At 65.4% G+C, this 17,755-nt stretch carries 15 protein-coding genes, 1 tRNA gene and 1 pseudogene; 6 read left to right on the top strand and 11 right to left on the bottom strand.

Annotated elements, in window-relative coordinates; genetic code table 11:
* Nucleotides 1-230 precede the first annotated feature (230 nt).
* Both VSX60_RS02115 and VSX60_RS02110 read right to left on the bottom strand, forming a co-directional pair.
* On the bottom strand, nucleotides 231-1,577 hold the full coding sequence (locus VSX60_RS02115; RefSeq protein WP_327622474.1) for an aspartate aminotransferase family protein: 1,347 nt from the start codon (nucleotides 1,575-1,577) through the stop codon (nucleotides 231-233).
* On the bottom strand, nucleotides 1,574-2,464 hold the full coding sequence (locus VSX60_RS02110) for a MurR/RpiR family transcriptional regulator (protein ID WP_327622473.1): 891 nt from the start codon (nucleotides 2,462-2,464) through the stop codon (nucleotides 1,574-1,576). The genes VSX60_RS02115 and VSX60_RS02110 overlap by 4 nt, the downstream gene beginning before the upstream one ends.
* 98 nt (nucleotides 2,465-2,562) lie before the next feature.
* Here VSX60_RS02110 and VSX60_RS02105 point away from each other — a divergent pair, with 98 nt between their 5' ends.
* Nucleotides 2,563-3,396, top strand: coding sequence for a 3-keto-5-aminohexanoate cleavage protein (locus VSX60_RS02105; protein ID WP_327622472.1), 834 nt, complete (start codon nucleotides 2,563-2,565; stop codon nucleotides 3,394-3,396).
* A gap of 201 nt (nucleotides 3,397-3,597) precedes the next feature.
* Here VSX60_RS02105 and VSX60_RS02100 read toward each other — a convergent pair whose 3' ends face one another.
* From VSX60_RS02100 to VSX60_RS02080, 5 genes are all read right to left on the bottom strand, one after another.
* Nucleotides 3,598-4,296, bottom strand: a complete 699-nt coding sequence (locus tag VSX60_RS02100; protein WP_327622471.1) for a DsbA family oxidoreductase — start codon at nucleotides 4,294-4,296, stop codon at nucleotides 3,598-3,600.
* Nucleotides 4,297-4,419: 123 nt separating this feature from the next.
* The gene (locus tag VSX60_RS02095; protein WP_327622470.1) at nucleotides 4,420-5,208 is read right to left on the bottom strand and encodes a sulfite exporter TauE/SafE family protein; all 789 of its coding nucleotides are present in this window, start codon (nucleotides 5,206-5,208) and stop codon (nucleotides 4,420-4,422) included.
* 80 nt (nucleotides 5,209-5,288) lie between these two features.
* Nucleotides 5,289-5,669 (bottom strand): rhodanese-like domain-containing protein, encoded by a 381-nt coding sequence (locus tag VSX60_RS02090; protein ID WP_327622469.1) that lies wholly within the window; start codon nucleotides 5,667-5,669, stop codon nucleotides 5,289-5,291.
* Entirely contained in the window at nucleotides 5,669-6,577 is a 909-nt protein-coding gene (locus tag VSX60_RS02085; RefSeq protein ID WP_327622468.1) for an MBL fold metallo-hydrolase, read from the bottom strand. Before VSX60_RS02085 ends, VSX60_RS02090 begins: the two co-directional genes overlap by 1 nt.
* A gap of 186 nt (nucleotides 6,578-6,763) precedes the next feature.
* Nucleotides 6,764-7,219: an ArsR/SmtB family transcription factor gene (locus VSX60_RS02080; RefSeq protein ID WP_327622467.1), complete on the bottom strand. Its 456-nt coding sequence runs from the start codon at nucleotides 7,217-7,219 to the stop codon at nucleotides 6,764-6,766.
* Between the two features lie 188 nt (nucleotides 7,220-7,407).
* Here VSX60_RS02080 and VSX60_RS02075 point away from each other — a divergent pair, with 188 nt between their 5' ends.
* The 5 genes and pseudogenes from VSX60_RS02075 (at nucleotide 7,408) to VSX60_RS02055 (ending at nucleotide 12,859) form a co-directional block, all read left to right on the top strand.
* The gene (locus VSX60_RS02075) at nucleotides 7,408-8,304 is read left to right on the top strand and encodes a dihydrodipicolinate synthase family protein (RefSeq protein WP_327622466.1); all 897 of its coding nucleotides are present in this window, start codon (nucleotides 7,408-7,410) and stop codon (nucleotides 8,302-8,304) included.
* Nucleotides 8,305-8,316: 12 nt separating this feature from the next.
* On the top strand, nucleotides 8,317-9,573 hold the full coding sequence (locus VSX60_RS02070) for an NAD(P)/FAD-dependent oxidoreductase (protein ID WP_327622465.1): 1,257 nt from the start codon (nucleotides 8,317-8,319) through the stop codon (nucleotides 9,571-9,573).
* 24 nt (nucleotides 9,574-9,597) lie between these two features.
* On the top strand, nucleotides 9,598-10,599 hold the full coding sequence (locus tag VSX60_RS02065) for a 4-hydroxyproline epimerase (protein WP_327622464.1): 1,002 nt from the start codon (nucleotides 9,598-9,600) through the stop codon (nucleotides 10,597-10,599).
* A 23-nt stretch (nucleotides 10,600-10,622) separates the two neighbouring features.
* Nucleotides 10,623-11,826, top strand: a pseudogene (locus VSX60_RS02060) (mandelate racemase/muconate lactonizing enzyme family protein).
* Nucleotides 11,827-11,830: 4 nt separating this feature from the next.
* A complete protein-coding gene (locus VSX60_RS02055; RefSeq protein WP_327622463.1) occupies nucleotides 11,831-12,859 on the top strand; it encodes a trans-3-hydroxy-L-proline dehydratase in 1,029 nt (342 codons plus the stop codon).
* An 18-nt stretch (nucleotides 12,860-12,877) separates the two neighbouring features.
* Here VSX60_RS02055 and VSX60_RS02050 read toward each other — a convergent pair whose 3' ends face one another.
* The 4 genes from VSX60_RS02050 to VSX60_RS02035 all read right to left on the bottom strand — a co-directional run bounded on the left by VSX60_RS02050 (nucleotide 12,878) and on the right by VSX60_RS02035 (nucleotide 17,673).
* Complete coding sequence (locus VSX60_RS02050; protein WP_327622462.1) at nucleotides 12,878-14,038, bottom strand: iron-containing alcohol dehydrogenase; 1,161 nt, start codon at nucleotides 14,036-14,038, stop codon at nucleotides 12,878-12,880.
* Nucleotides 14,039-14,165: 127 nt separating this feature from the next.
* Complete coding sequence (locus VSX60_RS02045; RefSeq protein WP_327622461.1) at nucleotides 14,166-15,266, bottom strand: AbrB family transcriptional regulator; 1,101 nt, start codon at nucleotides 15,264-15,266, stop codon at nucleotides 14,166-14,168.
* Between the two features lie 487 nt (nucleotides 15,267-15,753).
* Nucleotides 15,754-15,830 (bottom strand) — tRNA-Met (locus tag VSX60_RS02040).
* Nucleotides 15,831-16,005: 175 nt separating this feature from the next.
* Entirely contained in the window at nucleotides 16,006-17,673 is a 1,668-nt protein-coding gene (locus VSX60_RS02035; protein ID WP_327622460.1) for a long-chain-fatty-acid--CoA ligase, read from the bottom strand.
* Nucleotides 17,674-17,755: the final 82 nt, after the last annotated feature.

Raw genomic sequence — 17,755 nt, 5'->3', positions numbered from 1 at the left:
CTCCGGTCAGGTTGAAGTCTCGCAACTCCACCTTAGCCGGCCAATCCGGTGGCCACTTCCGTCACACCATTCGAGGTCCGATTTTCCACCATCAAAGCGGACACTACCGTAGGCGGCGGCTTCGTCGTGGAAGTGGCGGTTTGAAAGCCCCGACATCGACCTAACTCCGTGTGGACCCTACATAGATGATCGATGTGGGTATGGCAAGTATAATATGCGGAATCTTCTCCTTACCGCGTAAGGTTGCCCGGCAGGCCTTCGAGAGCCGCATCGATGGCGTCGCCGAGACGCTCGACGATCGTTGCTATCTGGGTTTCGTCGACAATGAACGGTGGCGCGAGGAGGACATGATCACCTTGGACGCCATCGATCGTACCGCCCATCGGATAGACCATCAGCCCACGCCCCATCGCCTCGCGCTTGATAAGGGCGTGGAGCTTCAGCTTCGGGTCGAAGGGCTCCTTGGTCGAGCGGTCGCGGACCAGCTCGATGCCCCGGAACAGGCCACGCCCGCGGATGTCGCCGACGTGATGGTGATTGCCGAACCGCTCGACGAGGCGCCGGTTCAGGCACTCGCCCATGGCCACGACGTTATCGAGGAGACCGTCGCGGCGGATGATGTCCTGAACGGCAAGGCCCGCGGCTGCGGCCATCGGATGGCCCATATAGGTATGGCCGTGCTGGAAGAAGCCCGAGCCCTTCGAAAAGGCCTCGAAGATCTGTGCCGACACAAGCACCGCGCCGACCGGCTGGTAGCCACCGCCGAGGCCCTTGGCGATGGTCATCAGGTCCGGCGCGACGCCGTCCTGCTCGCAGGCGTGCAGCGTGCCCGTCCGGCCCATGCCGCACATGACCTCGTCGAGGATCAAAAGGACGCCGTAGCGGTCGCATATCTCGCGGATGCGTTTGAAATAATCGCCGACCGGCGGCACGGCCCCGGCGGTCGCGCCGACCACGGTCTCGGCGACGAAGGCGATGACCTCGTCGGCGCCGAGTTCCAGGATCTTGTCTTCCAGCTGCCGGGCGGAACGGGCGGCGTAGTCGGCGTCGCTCTCGCCGTCTTCGCGCAGACGGTATGCGTAGCAGGCGTCGATGTGGTGGGTTTCGATCAGTAGCGGGCGGAACTGCGCCCGACGCCACTCATTGCCGCCCGTCGCCAGGGCACCGAGCGTATTGCCATGGTAGCTCTGCTTGCGTGCGATGATATGGCGGCGCTTGGGTTCGCCCTTCTCCACGACATACTGGCGCGCCATCTTGAGCGCCGCCTCGACGGCCTCCGAGCCCCCGCTGACGAGATAGACGTGGTCGAGCCCGTCCGGCGCGTCCTCAACGAGGCGATCGGCCAAACGCTCGGCGACCTCGGTCGTGAAGAAGCCGGTATGGGCGTAGGCGATCGTGTCGAGCTGCTTGTGGAGCGCGGCGATGACGTCAGGATGGCCATGGCCGAGGCAGGAGACGGCCGCGCCCCCCGAAGCATCGATGTAACTCTTGCCGTCGCGATCGAACAGCTCGATGCCTCGCCCCGCGACGGCGACGGGCATCACGGCATTGGCGGCACGGTGGAGAATGTGGCTCATGACGGTCTCTTTGCCTGCTTCGGCTTCAGGTGGATGTTGAGGGACGCAAGGTGTTCGTCGGTCCGACGCAGCGCCGCGAGAGCCGCGTCGTCGTCATGGCCGGCCATGATCGCGGCGAGGATCTCGGCGATCACGAAGGCAGGCGCCATGGTGTGGAAAAAGGACGGGCTGCTCGTCGGTACGACCATCACGCAGGTCGCGGTTTGCGCGAGCGGGGCGACCGCGCTGTCGGTGATCGCGACGATTTTCACGCCACGCCGAGAGGCATGCTCGGCGAGTTCGACCGTCTGGCGCGTATAGGGCTGGACGCTCGTGACGAGAAGGACATCCTCCGCCGTAGCGGTGGCCAATGCGTCGGCGCCGGTGCCGGCGATCCCGTCGAGTTGGATCGAGCGCTCTCCGATCAGTGTCAGCACGTAATGAAAGTGCCAGGCGACCGCGTGACTGGAGCGCAAGCCGAGGCAGTAGACCCGACGTGCCGCGGCGAGCACCTTGGCGGCGGCGGCGATGCGTTCCAGATTGTCCGGCGACCGGAGCGCCTCGATCTGACGCCCGATGGACGTCAGCATCTCGGCCGCGAGAGCCTTGTCGCCCCGCAGCTTCTGGCCCGCGACCTGCGCCCCGGCCTTGCCGGCAAAGCCAAGGTGCCCGTCCCGTACGGCGGCCGCATATATTTCTCGGATGTCGTCGAACCCGTCCAGGCCCAGATGCTTGGCGAGACGCGTCATGGTCGCGGGCTGGACGCCGGCTTGCCGGGCCTGCTCCCGCATCGACAGGAGGGCCACATCGCTGGGGTGGTCGAGCACGTATCGCGCCGCCGTCTGGAGCTGCGGCGACATTGCGCCGAACGCCTTGACGATCTCTTTGGTAAGAGGTCCCTGATCCATGGTTGTCAGCTGTACGCCGCAGCGACGATCATTGCAACAAATGTTTCAGTGATGATAGAAAAGATTCAAACAGGTCATCGTTCAAGCGAGTAGCCCAAATGGAATCCCTCTCTTTCCCGCAGCCCGTCGCCATCGCGGTCGCTCCCAATGGCGGACGTCGCATCAAGGCCGACCATCCGGCCATTCCGCTGACGCCGCGGGAACTGGCGCACACCGCGGCCGAGTGCCTGGACGCCGGCGCGGCGATGATCCACGTCCACGTACGAAGATTAGATGGGACACATCTCCTCGACGCCGGCGCCTATCGCGACGCCATCGCGGCTATTCACAAGGTGGTGGGCGATCGCATGGTCATTCAGATCACCAGCGAAGCTCTGGGGATCTATACGCCCGCCGAGCAGCGAAGCGTGGTGCGCGAGGTCAAGCCCGAGGCGGTGTCGCTGGCGCTGCGCGAGCTCGTGCCCGACGACAGCGAGGAAGCGGCGTTCGCCGATTTGCTCGCCTGGTTGAAGCGCGAGCGCGTCGCCCCCCAGATCATTCTCTACGCGCCGGATGAGGCACTGCGGCTCGACGCCATGTGGCGGCGAGGCCTCGTTCCCTTCGATCGCATTCCCGTCCTTTACGTGCTCGGCCGTTACAGCGTCGGCCAGACGTCGACGCCGGCGGACCTCCTGCCGTTCCTGGCACCCGGAATGCCGCGCTTCGCACACTGGAGCGTTTGTGCCTTCGGCCGGCATGAAACGGCCTGCGTAACGGCGGGGGCGCTCCTCGGAGGGCACGCGCGGGTCGGTTTCGAGAACAATCTATTCCGGCCGGATGGCACGCTGGCAGGCAGAAACGCTGGTCTGGTCTCGTCAGTGGCAGAGACGGTTCGAGGCTGCGGCTTGACGGTTGCAGACGCAGACGATCTGCGCCGCTTCAGTGCAGGTTAAACACAGGCGCTGACCCGCAGCGCCGGCGTCCGGAATTGAAGGTCTTGTTCACCTCCGGCTATGGCGGCCAGATTGTTGCCTCCGCGGGTGACGATGCCCTCAAGCCTTTCCTGCGAAAACCCTACCGGGATGACGAACGCGCTCGCGCCGTCCGAAACGCCATCGTTTGATGGGCGGTGCCGAGCCCGGTCGGGCGGCGTCTCAGCACCAGCTGGCGTCGTTTGCCGCCTTGTTGTGGAACAGTTCGTGGACATTCGCCTCGAGCAGTCGGTAGCCGACATTGCCGAACAGCTTTTGCCGGCCCTCGTTGAGCAGGAAGGTAGGGCTGCCCTCGGCGCCGTGCTTGCGGCTCATCTGGTCGTCGGCGGCAAGCTGCGCCAGCGCTTCGGAGGATCGGATCTTGCGGTCGACGCTGCTGTAGTCGATGCCGAGACGATCGGCGATCTCCTCGTGGACCCGCCAGTCGGAAATATCCTTCGCCGACGCGAAGAAGGCGCGGCGCAACTCCCAACTGGCGCGTGTGGAAAGCCGGTCGAGATAAGGCAGTTGTTCGGCCTCGCCGCCCGTCGCGTCGGCTTCGACCAGTTCGACAGCCTTGACGAACAGGTGGGCGCTTGCAGAACTTCGCGGCCGGGTTTCGAGCCACAGGCGCTCGTGAACCTCGATGTGGGGAAACTTCTTCGCCACCTCGTTGATGTGCCGATTGAAGCCCTCAAAGCCGCCACGATGCTTCCAGTTCGTCTCGATCTTGCCCCAGGCGTCGGGAAAGACAGGGCAGAAATGCGCGTCGATCGCGAGGTCGGCGCCGAATTTCTCCACCAGTGCCTCGAGGCGGCGCTGAGCGGCATAGGCCCAGATGCACAGGATGTCGGAATAATACGATAGCTGGACCGGGACCATGAGAGCGCCTCTTCTTGCAAAGCATCTGGAAAATGGGCCGCCACCGAGGCGGCCCGCATCATCAGGCCGAAGCTTCGCGCCAAGCTGCGCGCAGACGAAGACGCCGGCTGGAGCCTCGCGACTCTAAGCCAGCCAGGTCATGGTGCTCTTGTAGAGCATATAGACGGCGACCACGAAGATCAGCCCGGCGAAGGCCATGTTCAGCGCGCCCTTCTTCTCCGCGAGCCCCCGCGCGGCGGTGGCGCCGACCAGGCCGCCGGCGATCCCCCCGGCGATGAAGACGAGGGCGAGCGTCCACAGGACGTAACCGGAAAAGGCGTAGCTCAAGGCGGTGGTCAGGCCGAAAGCGGCGACGGCGACCAGCGAGGAGCCGACCGCGTTGAGGATCGGCATGCCGGTGGAGGCGATCAGCCCCGGGACGATCAGAAAACCACCGCCGATGCCGAAGAAACCCGAGAAGGCGCCGGTGACGGCGCCGAAGCCCAGCACTTTCGGCGCGTTCTCGCGGTTGCACTCGGCGCCGGCATCGCCCGTGCTGCCCCGGCGGCGGAACATCAAGACCCCGACGACGAGCATCAGGATGGCGAACAGAAACAGCAATTGCTGACCGTCGATGGCCTTGCCGACGGCCGCGCCGCCGAGCGCGCCGAGGACGCCGGCGCCGCTATAGAGCGCGGCGCAACGCCACTTCACATTGCCATGACGGGCGTGGCTGATGAGGTTCGCCGCGGCATTGGCGGCGACCGCCAGGGCGCTGGTGCCGATCGCCATATGCGCGCCGGGCACGCCGACGAGATAGACCAGAAGCGGCACCGCCAGGATCGAGCCGCCGCCGCCGAACAAGCCGAGGGTGAAGCCGACGAGCGAGCCTGAAAAGGCGCCGAGCAGATACTGGGAGAGGTCGAGGGCCATCGGGCAAGCTTTCGGCGGCAGTGGAGCGCCCACCAGCTCGGCAGGCGCTCCTGTTGGTTCTTGACGGACTCAGAGAGGTATCAGCGCGTCTCGACCGGCAGGCCGCATTCGCGCCAGCCTTTCAAGCCGCCCTCGATGCTCTTGGCGGTGTAGCCCATGTCGGTGAGCGTCTTCGCTGCCATGGCCGCGCGAGCGCCGGAAGCGCACAGCACATAGACCGGCTGGTTCTTGTCCAGCGCCGCGGTCAATCCGGCATCGGCGGTCTCGGCCGAGGGATCGGCGCGCGCTTCCAAAAACCCACGGGGAACGTGGACAGACCCGGCGACGCGGCCGGTCTGCGCGAGTTCTCCGGCCTCGCGCACATCCAGGATGACGGCGTCGGCGCCATGCGCGTCGCGCGGCGAGACAGAGCCTGCCGTCGCCATTGCGGCGGCGATGAAGTCTTTAATACCCATGGCCATCAATTGCCTCCTTGGAACCGGTTTGCGGGAATCTTGAAATAGTGGTTGCCGTCGTCTTCGGCGGGCGGCAGCCGGCCGCCGCGCAAATTCACCTGCAGGGCGTGGAGCATCCGATCGGGGAGGGGGAGTGTGCGATCCCGCTTCTCGCGCGTCTGGATAAACGCGCTCTCGGACGTCCCGTCCTTGACGTGGACGTTGCCGCGCTTGTGCTCGTCGACGGTGGCTTCCCAGGCCGGCCCGTCGCGCTCGTCCGAGCCATAGTCATGGCCGACAAACAGGCGCGTGTCGCGGGGAAGCGCCAGAATTGCCTGGATCGAGCCCCAGAGCTCCTTGGCCGAACCGCCCGGAAAGTCCGCGCGCGACGAGCCCTTGTCGGGGTACATCAACGTATCATGGACGAAAGCGGCGTCGGCGACGACATAGGTGATCGAGCCGAGTGTATGGCCTGGCGACAGCATCACCCGGACGTCCAGTTCGCCGATCTTGAAACTCGCTCCGTCGTCCCAGAGGACATCGATGTCCCGCTCGGGATCGAAGCCGCCGGGCAAGTTGTAGAGGCCTTCCCAGAGCGAGGCGATTTCCTTGACCTTCGCCCCGATGGCGGTTGGCGCGCCGAGTTTCTCCTTCAGATAGGCCGAGGCCATCATGTGATCGGCATGCGGATGGGTGTCGAGAATCCACTCGACCTCCAGGCCTTCCCGTTTCACATGGGCGAGAATCTCGTCGGCGCTGTCGGTCGATGTCTGCGCCTCGCTCGGATCGAAGTTCAGCACGACGTCGATCAACGCCGCTTTGCGCGTGGCCGGGTCGGCGCAGACATACTGGATGGAGCCGGTGTCTTCCTCATAGAAGCCCCAGATGTCGGGACTTCCCTTGCCGCGGGAGGGGCTGTGTCGCGTAAGCGTCATTGGCTATCTTTCCTTTCCAGATTCAGAATGGGCTGGAGCAGTCCGCGAAAATCAGCGCGGAAGAATTTCTTGCGTTGATACGCTTGGCATCGTGAGCCGCGGCCGCACGCCCGACGATCGGGGCGCGGCGGCCGAGCGAGCGTCCGGCGTCATTCTTCGCGGGGACGCCACCTTTTCCGGAGATCATCAAGACTTCGTCCGCGATCGCCGGGGGAGCGGCAGGGGCTTTACGTTAGCCGCCGATGTTTCCTTGATCTCGCCGCGATCGCGGCCCGCACAGCCTGGCTTGACGGAAGCATCCGGGCAGAAAGCCTTTTGCAAGGCTTCGATGACCAGCAAGATTTCGCTGCGAGCGATCTTGTAGTAGACGGTCGTCCCCACGCGGCGCGACTCGACCAGCCCATCGGCCCGCAGCCGCATGAGTTGCTGCGACATCCGCACCTGGTCGATCGCAAGCTCTTCGCGCAACTGGCTCACGGGCTTCTCCCCGTCGGCCAGTGCGCAGAGCACGAGCAACCGTTGCGGATGCGACAGGCTGCCCATCAGATCCGCCGCCTCTTCCGAAGCCTGAATCAAATCATCTACATTCATGATATGTAATTTAAGAAATTTGAATGTTGGATGCAACCCCTGGCGAGCCAAGAGCGCACGATATCCCGGTTTCGCCGAAATGGGTCTTGGCACGGTCGCGCCGGCGTCCTACGCATTCTTCGGTAGATCATCGACAAATACCAATCAGGACAATCACCAAGCTCATGGCAATGCGGGTCCGTGTCGCTCCGCCGACCTACGCCCTATCCGACAAAAGCTGTTTAGACGGGAGAACGAGAATGTGGTGTGGAGTAATGCCGGCCGCGACCACGAAGTTCCGCGAGGACGGCGACCTCGACCCCGCCGAGAACGAGCGCTGCTTCGGCATCCAGATGGATGCCGGATGTGATGGCCTGATCGTCTGCGGGTCGCTCGGCGAAGGGCCGATGCTGACTCTGGCGGAGAAGCTCGAACTTCTGCGGATCGCCAAATCGACCGCGAACGGCAAGCCGGTGCTGATGACGGTGGCCGCCGCTTCCACAGCCGAATCCTGCGACATCGCCAAGGCCGCCGCCAAGGTCGGCGCCGACGGGTTGATGATTGTCCCGAGCCTTGTCTATTTCACCGACCGCCGGGAGACGCTCGATACGCTGCGGGCGGTGGTCGAGGCGGGCGATCTTCCGGCGATGATCTATTCCAACCGGGTCGCCTACAAGGTCGACGTGACCCCGGATATGATGGAAGACCTCGCGTCCGACGCGCGCTTCGTCGCGATCAAGGAATCCTGCGACGACATCCGCCGCACGACCGAAATCATCAACCGCCTCGGCGATCGCTACGACGTCTTCACCGGTGTCGACAATCTGGCCTTCGAGGCGCTGGCGGTCGGCGCAATCGGCTGGGTGGCGGGCCTCGTGGTCGCATTTCCGCGCGAAACGGTCGCGATCTACCGCCTGATGAAGGCGGGGCGCGCCAAAGAGGCGCTCAGCATCTATCGCTGGTTCCGACCGCTCCTCGATCTCGACGTGTCGCGCTACCTCGTCCAGAACATCAAGCTCGCGGAAGTCCATGCTATCCAGTCAAACGACCGTGTCCGCCTGCCGCGTCAGCCGCTCCAAGGCGCCGAGCGCCAGCGGGTGGAGAAGGTGATCGCCGACGCTCTCGCGACCCGCCCGCAACTTCCGTCTTTCGTCTGAGGCCGGTATCGGATGAATCCATCGCCAGATCAAAGGGTCGATGTCGCCATTGTCGGCTCGGGTATCGTGGGCGTTTCGATCGCCCATGCGCTCGTGCGGGACGGCCTGACGGTGACGCTCGTCGATCGGGAGGACGTCGCCTGCGGCGCGAGCCGCGGAAATGCCGGTGCGCTCGCTTATTCGGATGTGCTGCCGCTGGCCTCGCCGGGGATCATGCGAAAGGCCCCCCGCTGGCTCCTCGACCCGGCCGGACCGCTGACGATCCGACCGGGTTACCTGTTGCCGATCGCCCCCTGGCTCTTCCGCTTCTGGCGGGCGAGTTTTCCCGCCGCGGCCGCGGGCTCGATGGCGGCGCAGGTCGCGCTCATGACACTCGCGCGGAGCGAGATGCAGCGTCACGTCGCGGAGGCGTCGCTGTCGCACATGCTGGTCAGCGACGGCGCCCTCGAACTCTACGAGAGCGAGGCCGAACGGGATGCCGCACGTCCGAATTGGGACGCGCGCGGCCGGGAAGGCATCCGGTTCGAGCATGTGGGCAGGGACGCCATCGACCAATTGCAGCCGGGTCTGGACTCCCGCTTTTCGCACGGGACCTTCCTGCCCGAGTGGCAGTCGGTCACCGACCCCTACGATTTTGCCGTGGCGTTCGCCGACAAGTTGCGGGGACGCGGCGTTTTATTTCGCACCGGCGAGGTGACGGCGGTCGAGCCCGGCGAGGACGGTGTGGTTCTACGCTGTGTCGACGGGGCGGCGATCCGCGCGAAGCAAGCCGTGATCGCGGCGGGGGCATGGTCGAAAAGCCTCGCGGCATCGCTCGGCGACAAGATCCCCCTCGACACCGAGCGGGGCTACAACACGACGCTGCCGCCCGGCGCGTTCGACCTTCGGCGCCATCTGACCTTCGGCGGCCACGGCTTCGTGGTGACTCGGCTGTCCTCCGGCATCCGCGTCGGCGGGGCGGTGGAGTTCGGCGGGCTGCACCTGCCGCCGAACATGCGCCGGGCCGACGTCATGCTGGCCAAGGCCAAGGCCTTCCTGCCGGCGCTCGATACGACGGGAGGCAAAAAATGGATGGGCTATCGGCCGTCGCTTCCCGATTCCCTGCCGGTGATCGGGGGCTCGCCGCGTGCCCCCACTGTCTTCTACGCGTTCGGCCATGGCCATCTCGGCCTGACGCAATCGGCGGCCACGGGCCGCCTCATAGCCGACCTCGTCGCCCACCGACCGACGGCGATCGATGTCGCGCCGTTCCGGCCCGATCGGTTCTAGCCGGCCCTCTGGAGCATTCTCCCAATGGCACGTCACACGTTCTTTTGCATAGACGGTCATACCTGTGGCAACCCGGTTCGGCTTGTCGCCGGCGGCGGGCCGGCGCTGGTGGGGAGCACCATGATCGAGAAGCGCGCCCACTTCCTGCGCGAATACGACTGGATTCGCACCGGCCTGATGTTCGAGCCGCGTGGTCACGACATGATGTCGGGTGCGATCCTCTATCCCCCGACGCGGTCGGACTGCGACACGGCGATCCTCTTCATCGAGACCTCCGGATGTCTCGCCATGTGCGGCCATGGCACGATCGGCACCGTGACGATGGCGCTCGAAAACGGCTTGATCCGTCCACGGGAACCGGGCGTGGTCCGGCTCGACACGCCCGCCGGACTGGTCGTCGCGACCTATACCGAAGTGGACGGATACGTCGCCGAGGTTCGATTGACGAATGTCCCGACCTTCCTGTTCCGCGAGGGACTGGAGGTGGAAAGTCCGCATCTCGGCCGGCTCACCGTCGATGTCGCCTATGGCGGCAATTTCTACGCGATCGTGGACAGCCAGGAAAATTTCGATGACATGGCGGCGTTCTCGGCCGGGCAGCTCGTGGAGATGTCCGGCGCGCTCCGCCAGGCCCTTAACGACGCCTACCAATTCGTCCATCCGGAAAAGCCGGAAATCAACGGTCTCAGCCATATTTTGTGGACCGGCAAGCCCACCCGGCCGGAGGCGACCGCCCGCAACGCCGTCTTCTACGGCGACAAGGCGATCGACCGCAGCCCCTGCGGCACCGGCACCTCGGCTCGGATGGCGCAATGGGTCGCAAAAGGCCGGCTGGAGCCGGGCGACGACTTCGTCCATGAAAGCATCATCGGCTCGCTGTTTCGCGGCCGCGTCGAGGAGAACGCGCGGGTCGGCGACCTGCCGGCGATCATCCCGTCGGTGGCCGGCTGGGCGAGGATGACCGGTCTCAACACCATCTTCATCGACGACCGCGATCCCTTTGCGACGGGATTCCAGGTCGTCTGAGTTCAGCGAATGAGAGGTTCCGCATGAAGATCACCGGCATCAAGGCGTGGCAGGTCGACCTTCCGTTGAAGGAGGGACGCTACACCTGGTCGAGCGGCCATTTCGTCGAAATCTTCGACAGCACGGTCGTTGCGGTCGAGACGGATGCGGGCATCACCGGCTACGCCGAGTGCTGCCCGCTCGGCTCAGCCTATCTGCCGGCCTTCGCGGCCGGCGTGCGCGCGGGCCTGGCGGAGCTGGCGCCGCAATTGCTGGGCCTCGATCCGACCGACCTTGGCGTCGTCAACGCCTATATGGACCGGGTTCTGCGTGGCCATCCCTATATCAAGGCGCCGCTCGACATCGCCTGTTGGGATATTCTCGGCAAGGCGGCCGGCCTGCCGGTGTGGAAGCTGCTGGGCGGCAAGGCGCAGGCGCATGTCGCGCTGTATCGCGCCATCAGTCAGCGGGGCTCGGCGGAGATGGCGGCGAATATCGAGGGCTACCGGGCGGAAGGCTATCGCAAATTCCAGCTCAAGGTCGGCGGCGACGCCGACGCGGACATTGCCCGCATTCGCGCGACCCGTTCGGTCCTCCAGGATGGAGAGGTTCTTGTCGCCGATGCCAATNCTCAAGGTCGGCGGCGACGCCGACGCGGACATTGCCCGCATTCGCGCGACCCGTTCGGTCCTCCAGGATGGAGAGGTTCTTGTCGCCGATGCCAATACCGGCTGGACGCGAGCCGAGGCGGCGCGGGTCGTGCTGGCGGTCCGAGACCTCGACGTCGTGATCGAACAGCCTTGCCCGACCTATGACGAGTGCCTGTCGGTGCGCCGGCGCACCCCGCTGCCCTTCGTGCTCGACGAGGTCATCGACAGTGTCGCGACGCTGCAGCGTGCCCTGGCCGACGACGCCATGGACATCGTCAATTTGAAGATCTCGAAGGTCGGCGGCCTGACCAAAGCGCGGCTGATGCGCGACCTTTGCGTCGCCAGCGGAACGCCGATGACGATCGAGGACACCTGGGGCGGCGACATCGTCACGGCCACCATCGCCCATCTGGCGCAATCGACGCCTGCCGAATTCAGCTTCTCGGCGACCGACTTCAACTCCTACGGTACCGTCTCGATCGCCGAGGGGGCGCCGATACGGGAGAATGGGACCATGCGCGCGTCGGACGCGCCGGGCCTTGGCGTGACCCCGCGCTGGGAGGCGCTAGGCGAGCCCTGTCTTCACGTCGGGAGCTAGACGCATGCGCAGCTCCAAACTCGTCCACATCGTCGGCTGCCACGCGGAAGGCGAGGTCGGCGACGTCATCGTCGGCGGCGTGGCGCCCCCGCCGGGCGACACGCTCTGGGACCAGTCCCGCCACGTGGCGACCGACGGCGAATTGCGCAATTTCGTCCTCAACGAACCGAGGGGCGGCGTCTTCCGCCATGTCAATCTGCTGGTACCGCCGAAGCACCCCGATGCCGCGATGGGCTTCATCATCATGGAGCCGGCCGATACGCCGCCGATGTCGGGGAGCAATGCGATCTGCGTTGCCACAGTTCTTCTCGACAGCGGGATCGTGCCGATGCGCGAACCCGTCACCCGCTTCCGGCTGGAAGCGCCGGGCGGGCTGGTGGAGATCGCCGCCGATTGCCGGGATGGCAAGGCGGAGCGCATCACGGTCACCAACGTCCCGTCCTTCGCCGACCGCCTCGGCGTCAGGCTTGAGGTCGAGGGGCTGGGCACGTTGACCGTCGATACCGCCTATGGCGGCGACAGCTTCGTGCTCGTCGACGCCGCCGAGGCCGGCCTCGGGATCAGCCCGGCAAGCGCGGCAGTGCTGGCCGAGGCGGGCATGAGGATCACCCGCGCCGCAAACGAGCAGATCGGCTTCCGACACCCTCAGAACGGAGAGTGGGACCACATTTCCTTCTGCCAGTTCACCGAACCGGTGACGCGGGAGAACGGAATCCTCACGGGGCGCAACACCGTCGCGATCCGCCCCGGCAAGCTCGACCGGTCGCCGACCGGAACCGGCTGTTCCGCTCGCATGGCGGTGCTCAAGGCGCATGGCGAGATGCAGGCGGGAGACGCTTTTGTCGGTGAGTCGGTCACCGGATCGCAATTCTACTGCCGCATCGAGAGCCTGACGACGGTGGATGACCGGCCGGCCATCGTCCCGTCGATCTCCGGGCGGGCCTGGATAACCGGAACGACGCAACTGATGCTCGACCCGTCCGATCCGTGGCCCGGCGGATATCGCTTGTCCGACACCTGGCCCGGCGGCTGACGGACCGCCGGCGCCTGCCTACCAGGCCGCCCTGTAGATCGACAGCGCGTCGGATTCCGAGACATCGCGCGGATTGTTGACCAACAGGCGCTGCTGCTTCATCGCGTCGGCCGCCATCTTGGCCAGGTGTTCCTCGCCGATGCCGACGTCGCGCAGGCGCGGCGGCAGGCCGAGGCGCTTCGACAGCGCGGTGAGTTCCTCCACGAAGGCGGCGCAGCGGCCTTGCGTGCTTTCCTCGCGTTCCAGCGCCGGAAAGGCGTCCGCCGCGATCTCGGCATAAAGATGCGCCGCGTCGGGGGCGTTGAAGCGCAGGACATGCGGCAGCACCAGCGCGTTGGACAGGCCGTGCGGGATATGGAAGGTCCCGCCGATCGGGTAGGCGAGGGCATGGACGGCGGCGACCGGCGAATTGGCGAAGGCCTGGCCGGCAAGCATCGAGCCGAGCAGCATGGCGCCGCGTGCTGCCACATTGGCCGGTTCGGCGATCACCGCTTCGATATTCGCGCCGAGCAAACGCAAGGCTTCGCGCGCCAGCATCTTCGACAGTGGGTTGTTGTTGGCGTTCTTCGACGCATAGGCCTCGATCGCGTGGACCATGGCGTCGACGCCGGTGGCCGCGGTAATCGCCGGCGGCAGTCCGAGGGTGAGTTCGGCGTCGAGCACCGCGATGTCCGGCAGGATCAGCGCCGAGGAAACGCCGCGCTTTTCCTCCTCGCCGACCGTGATGATCGAGACCGGCGTCACTTCCGAGCCGGTGCCGGCCGTTGTCGGCACGAGTACCAGCGGAAGCCTCGGGCCCTTGGCGTTGCCGACGCCCCAGGCGTTGTCGAGGCTCTCGCCGGAGCCGGCGATGAGCGCGACGAGCTTGGCGACGTCGAGGGACGAGCCGCCGCCGAAGCCGATGATGCCGGTTGCCTCCGCCGATCGGGCGGCGTCGGTCGCGGCCTCCAGAATCGACAGTTTCGGATCGGCCGCGACGTCGTCGAAGATGGTGACGGCGGCGCCGGACTCGGCCAGCGAGGCGATCGCCGGGTCGCAGAGGCCGAGCGCGCGGAGGCCAGGGTCGGTGACCAGCAACACGCGCGCGCCGAGCGTCTTCGCCGCGATCGGCCCCAGCCGCCTGGCCGCGCCCGGCTCGAACACGATCGACGGCGTGGTGTTGAAGAGGAAGGGCGTCATGGCGAGATCTTTCCCGTTATCGTCTCGTTGTCGAATCGTAGCCGCCAGTCTGGCGCGGAACGAGCCGTTCGCCCAGCCATGCGCACCGGTGCTCCCTTTTGCAGCGCGTGCGGGATGAGCCTTGCCGTCAGCTCGGCCCGCGAAATTTGTCCACCAGGCGGAACACCAGACCCGCCGTGGTCATCACCAGGAAAACCCTGGTGACGTGATGGGTCGCGACAAAAGCCACCTCGACATGGAGGGCCAGCGCGATCAGGCTCGTTTCGGTCAGGCCGCCGGGGGAATAGGCAAGCAGCAGGTCGAGGACCGGCAAACCGATCAGGCGGTTCAATCCCAGCGAAAAGCCGAGCGTGATCGACAGCAAGATGGCGGTCGATCCCAGTGCGAGCCCAAGAATCCGCGCGAGTTCGGTCAGCCGGGTTCCGGCAAACCGGCAGCCGAGGGCGGTGCCGAGCACCAACTGCGCGGCCGCCACCAGCTCGTAGGGCGGGCGGAACTCCGTGATCCCGGTCAAATGCACCGCGCCGCTGGCCAGCATCGGCCCCATCAGATAGGGCGCGGGCAGTCGCAGTATTCGTCCCAGGACGATCCCGACGAGCCCGGTCACAACCAGCCATGCTTCCACCGTCCATGGCGCGTCGAAGATGGACAGCCCGGTCGTCGGTCGTGTGATCACCTGTTCGCCGGTCACCACGTCGAGAACGAACGGCAGCGAGAAGACGATCAGCATGATGCGGCTGGAATGGATCAGGGCGATGATCCGCGGATCGCCGCCCTTGGCTTGGCCGAGCGTCACCATCTCGATCAGGCCGCCGGGCATGCCGGCGAAATAGGCTGTGGGCAGATCGAAACCGGCGACGCGGTAGAAATAGGTGACACAGGCCGCCGCCGCGACGAAGAGGAAGACCATCAGGCCGAGGAGGCTCGGAAGCCAATCCGCTATCCCGGTCACCATACCCGGCGTAAAGCCTGCTCCCAGCAGCACCCCGACGAGCATGGTCATGGGAGGTCGCAGGATTGTGGGCGCGGTAACCGGCATTCGCAGGAGCGAGGCGAGGAGGCACGCTGCCAGCGGCCCGAGCATCCAGGGCAGCGGCAACGACAGACGCAGGAACACGAAGGCGCCGATAAGGCCGATCCCCAGGGCCAGCGCGAAGCGCGCATAGGCAAAGCGCTTCGGTGCGAGAGGCTCCAGGGCTTTGGCCAGCCGGTCGCGTATCGCGCTCATCGCCGTCCGTTCGCGGAAGTGCCGCGGTCGGGCGGGCCAAAGCCGTCGCCGGCCTGCGGTGTCCGGCGGCTTGCGGGTCTCTTCAGCGTGCGGAATGGGATCATATCGGGCAAAGGTGCGAGGAATGATCTCGTCGTCGGGGCGAGACAGGAGGGAACAAGGGGACGCCAATCCGTCCCATTGGAACGAACTGCCGCTCTCGGCGGAATGATGTTGTCCTAAACCATGCTTACGGCCGGCGGAACCGGGTACCGATGTCGCGTGGCGCTCCGGCGGGTCTCCCCACGTACTCTTCGGCACCGCGCCCTCCGGGGCCAGGTCGCCGGTTCCGGGTCGAACGCTCGTCGCGCTTGTGCGTTCTCGTCGATGATCATGCCGTCGGATTTCTGCTGGGAGCGGGCAACCTTGCGCGCTTGCTACGGTGCGCGCGAACGCAAAAAGACGCCCCGGAGGACGCCTTTTAAATCACTGATAATGCGATTGTCTTTGGTTGCGGGGGTAGGATTTGAACCTACGACCTTCAGGTTATGAGCCTGACGAGCTACCGGGCTGCTCCACCCCGCGTCATGGCCGTGCGCCGCTCTGCGCCGCCGGTGAGTGCGATATATGCGAGGCTTGGCTGAATGTGAAGGGGCATTCTCGCTTTTCGGAAAATCAAACCGGATCGGATGGCCGGCCGCCCGGATCGCGCCGCAATATCCCCCGCGTGAGAGCCGCTCCCGCAGCGGCCCCGGCCACATCAGTCCCGCAACGCCCGCCGCAGCACCTTGCCCACCCCGGTCTTCGGCAGTTCGTCCTTGAACTCGACCGCGCTCGGCCGCTTGTAGCCGGTGAGATTGTCCTTGCAGAAGGCCTTGACCTGGTCGGCGGTGATCTGCGGATCGCTCGCCACCACGAACAGCTTGACCGCCTCGCCCGAATTCTCGTCCGGGATGGCGATCGCGGCGGCCTCGACGATCCCCGGCATTCGGGTGACCACTTCCTCGATCTCATTGGGGTAGACGTTGAAGCCGGAGACATTGATCATGTCCTTCTTGCGGTCGACGATCTTGAATTGGCCGCGCTCGTCCATGACGCCGATGTCGCCGGTGCGGAAGAAGCCGTCCTTCGTCATCACCTTCGCGGTCTCGTCCGGTCGGTTCCAGTAACCGACCATGACCTGCGGCCCGCGGATGGCGATCTCGCCCCGCTCGCCCATCGGCAATTCCTCGCCGTCGTCATCGATGATCCGCAACTCGGTCGATGGGATCGGCATGCCGATCGTGCCGCTGTAGTCTGTGGCGTCCGTCGGGTTGCAACAGGCCGACGGCGCGGTCTCGGAGAGGCCGTAACCCTCGCAGATGGAGCAACCGGTCCGCTTCTTCCACAGCTCCGCCGTCGCCGCCTGGACGGCCATGCCGCCGCCGAGCGACAGTTTGAGGTGCGACCAGTCGACGGCCCCGGCGTCCTTGTGCCGGGCCAGTGCGCCGAACAGCGTGTTGACCGCCGGAAACGAGTGGAACTTGTATTTTTTCAGTTCCTTCAGCGTCGCCGCGATGTCGCGTGGGTTCAAGATCAGGATGTTGCAACCGCCGGTGCGCATCGACAGCATCATGTTCACGGTAAAGCCGAAGATGTGGTAGAGCGGCAGCGCGCAAACCGTGAGCTGCTGCTCCCCCGCCGGTATGTGCTTCATGGCCGGCATGTTCCACAGTTCCGACTGCAGAACATTGGCGATAATGTTGCCATGGGTCAGTGTCGCGCCTTTCGACACGCCGGTGGTTCCGCCCGTATATTGCAGGACAGCAACGTCGGAACGGTCCGACGCGACCGGCGTGAATTGCCTGTCGCGGCCCTTGGCCATCGCCGCCTTGAAGGGAACCGCGTCCGGCAGATCGAATCCCGGCACCAGCTTCTTCACCTTGCGAAGCACGAAATTGACGATGAAGCCTTTGACCGTCGGCAGCATGTCGCCGATGGTCGCCACGACCACATGCTCGACCGGCGTCTCGGCGCGGCAGGTCTCCAGCGTCTTCGCCATATTCTCGAGAATGACGATCGCCCGGGCGCCGGAATCCTTCAGCTGATGCGACAGTTCGCGGGGCGTATAGAGCGGATTGGTGTTGACCACGACCATCCCGGCCCGCAGCACCCCGGCGACCGCGACCGGATATTGCAAGACGTTGGGCATCATCAGCGCCACGCGATCGCCTTGCTCCAGGCCGAGCGACTGCAGATAGGCGGCAAAGATCCGCGACTGCTCGTCCAGTTCGCGAAAGCTCATAGTCGTTCCCATGAAATGGAACGCCGGGAGGTCGCCATGTTTGGCGAAGGCCTCGTCGAGCAACTCGGCCAGCGAGCGGTAGGGAAAATCTGGAAGCTCGGCCGGCACGTCGGCGGGATAGTGCTGAAGCCAGGGTTTCTGCATTGTCGATACCTCCCGTTATCTGAGGGTATCGATAACGCAGTCGCGCGAGAAACGGAATTGGTTTCCCTTTACGTAAACGGAA

It is taken from the genome of Aurantimonas sp. A3-2-R12 (assembly GCF_036016755.1).
Lineage (GTDB): Bacteria > Pseudomonadota > Alphaproteobacteria > Rhizobiales > Rhizobiaceae > Aurantimonas > Aurantimonas coralicida_A.
Note: the sequence above shows the minus strand (reverse complement) of the source record. Positions and strands in the feature narration are given on the sequence as shown.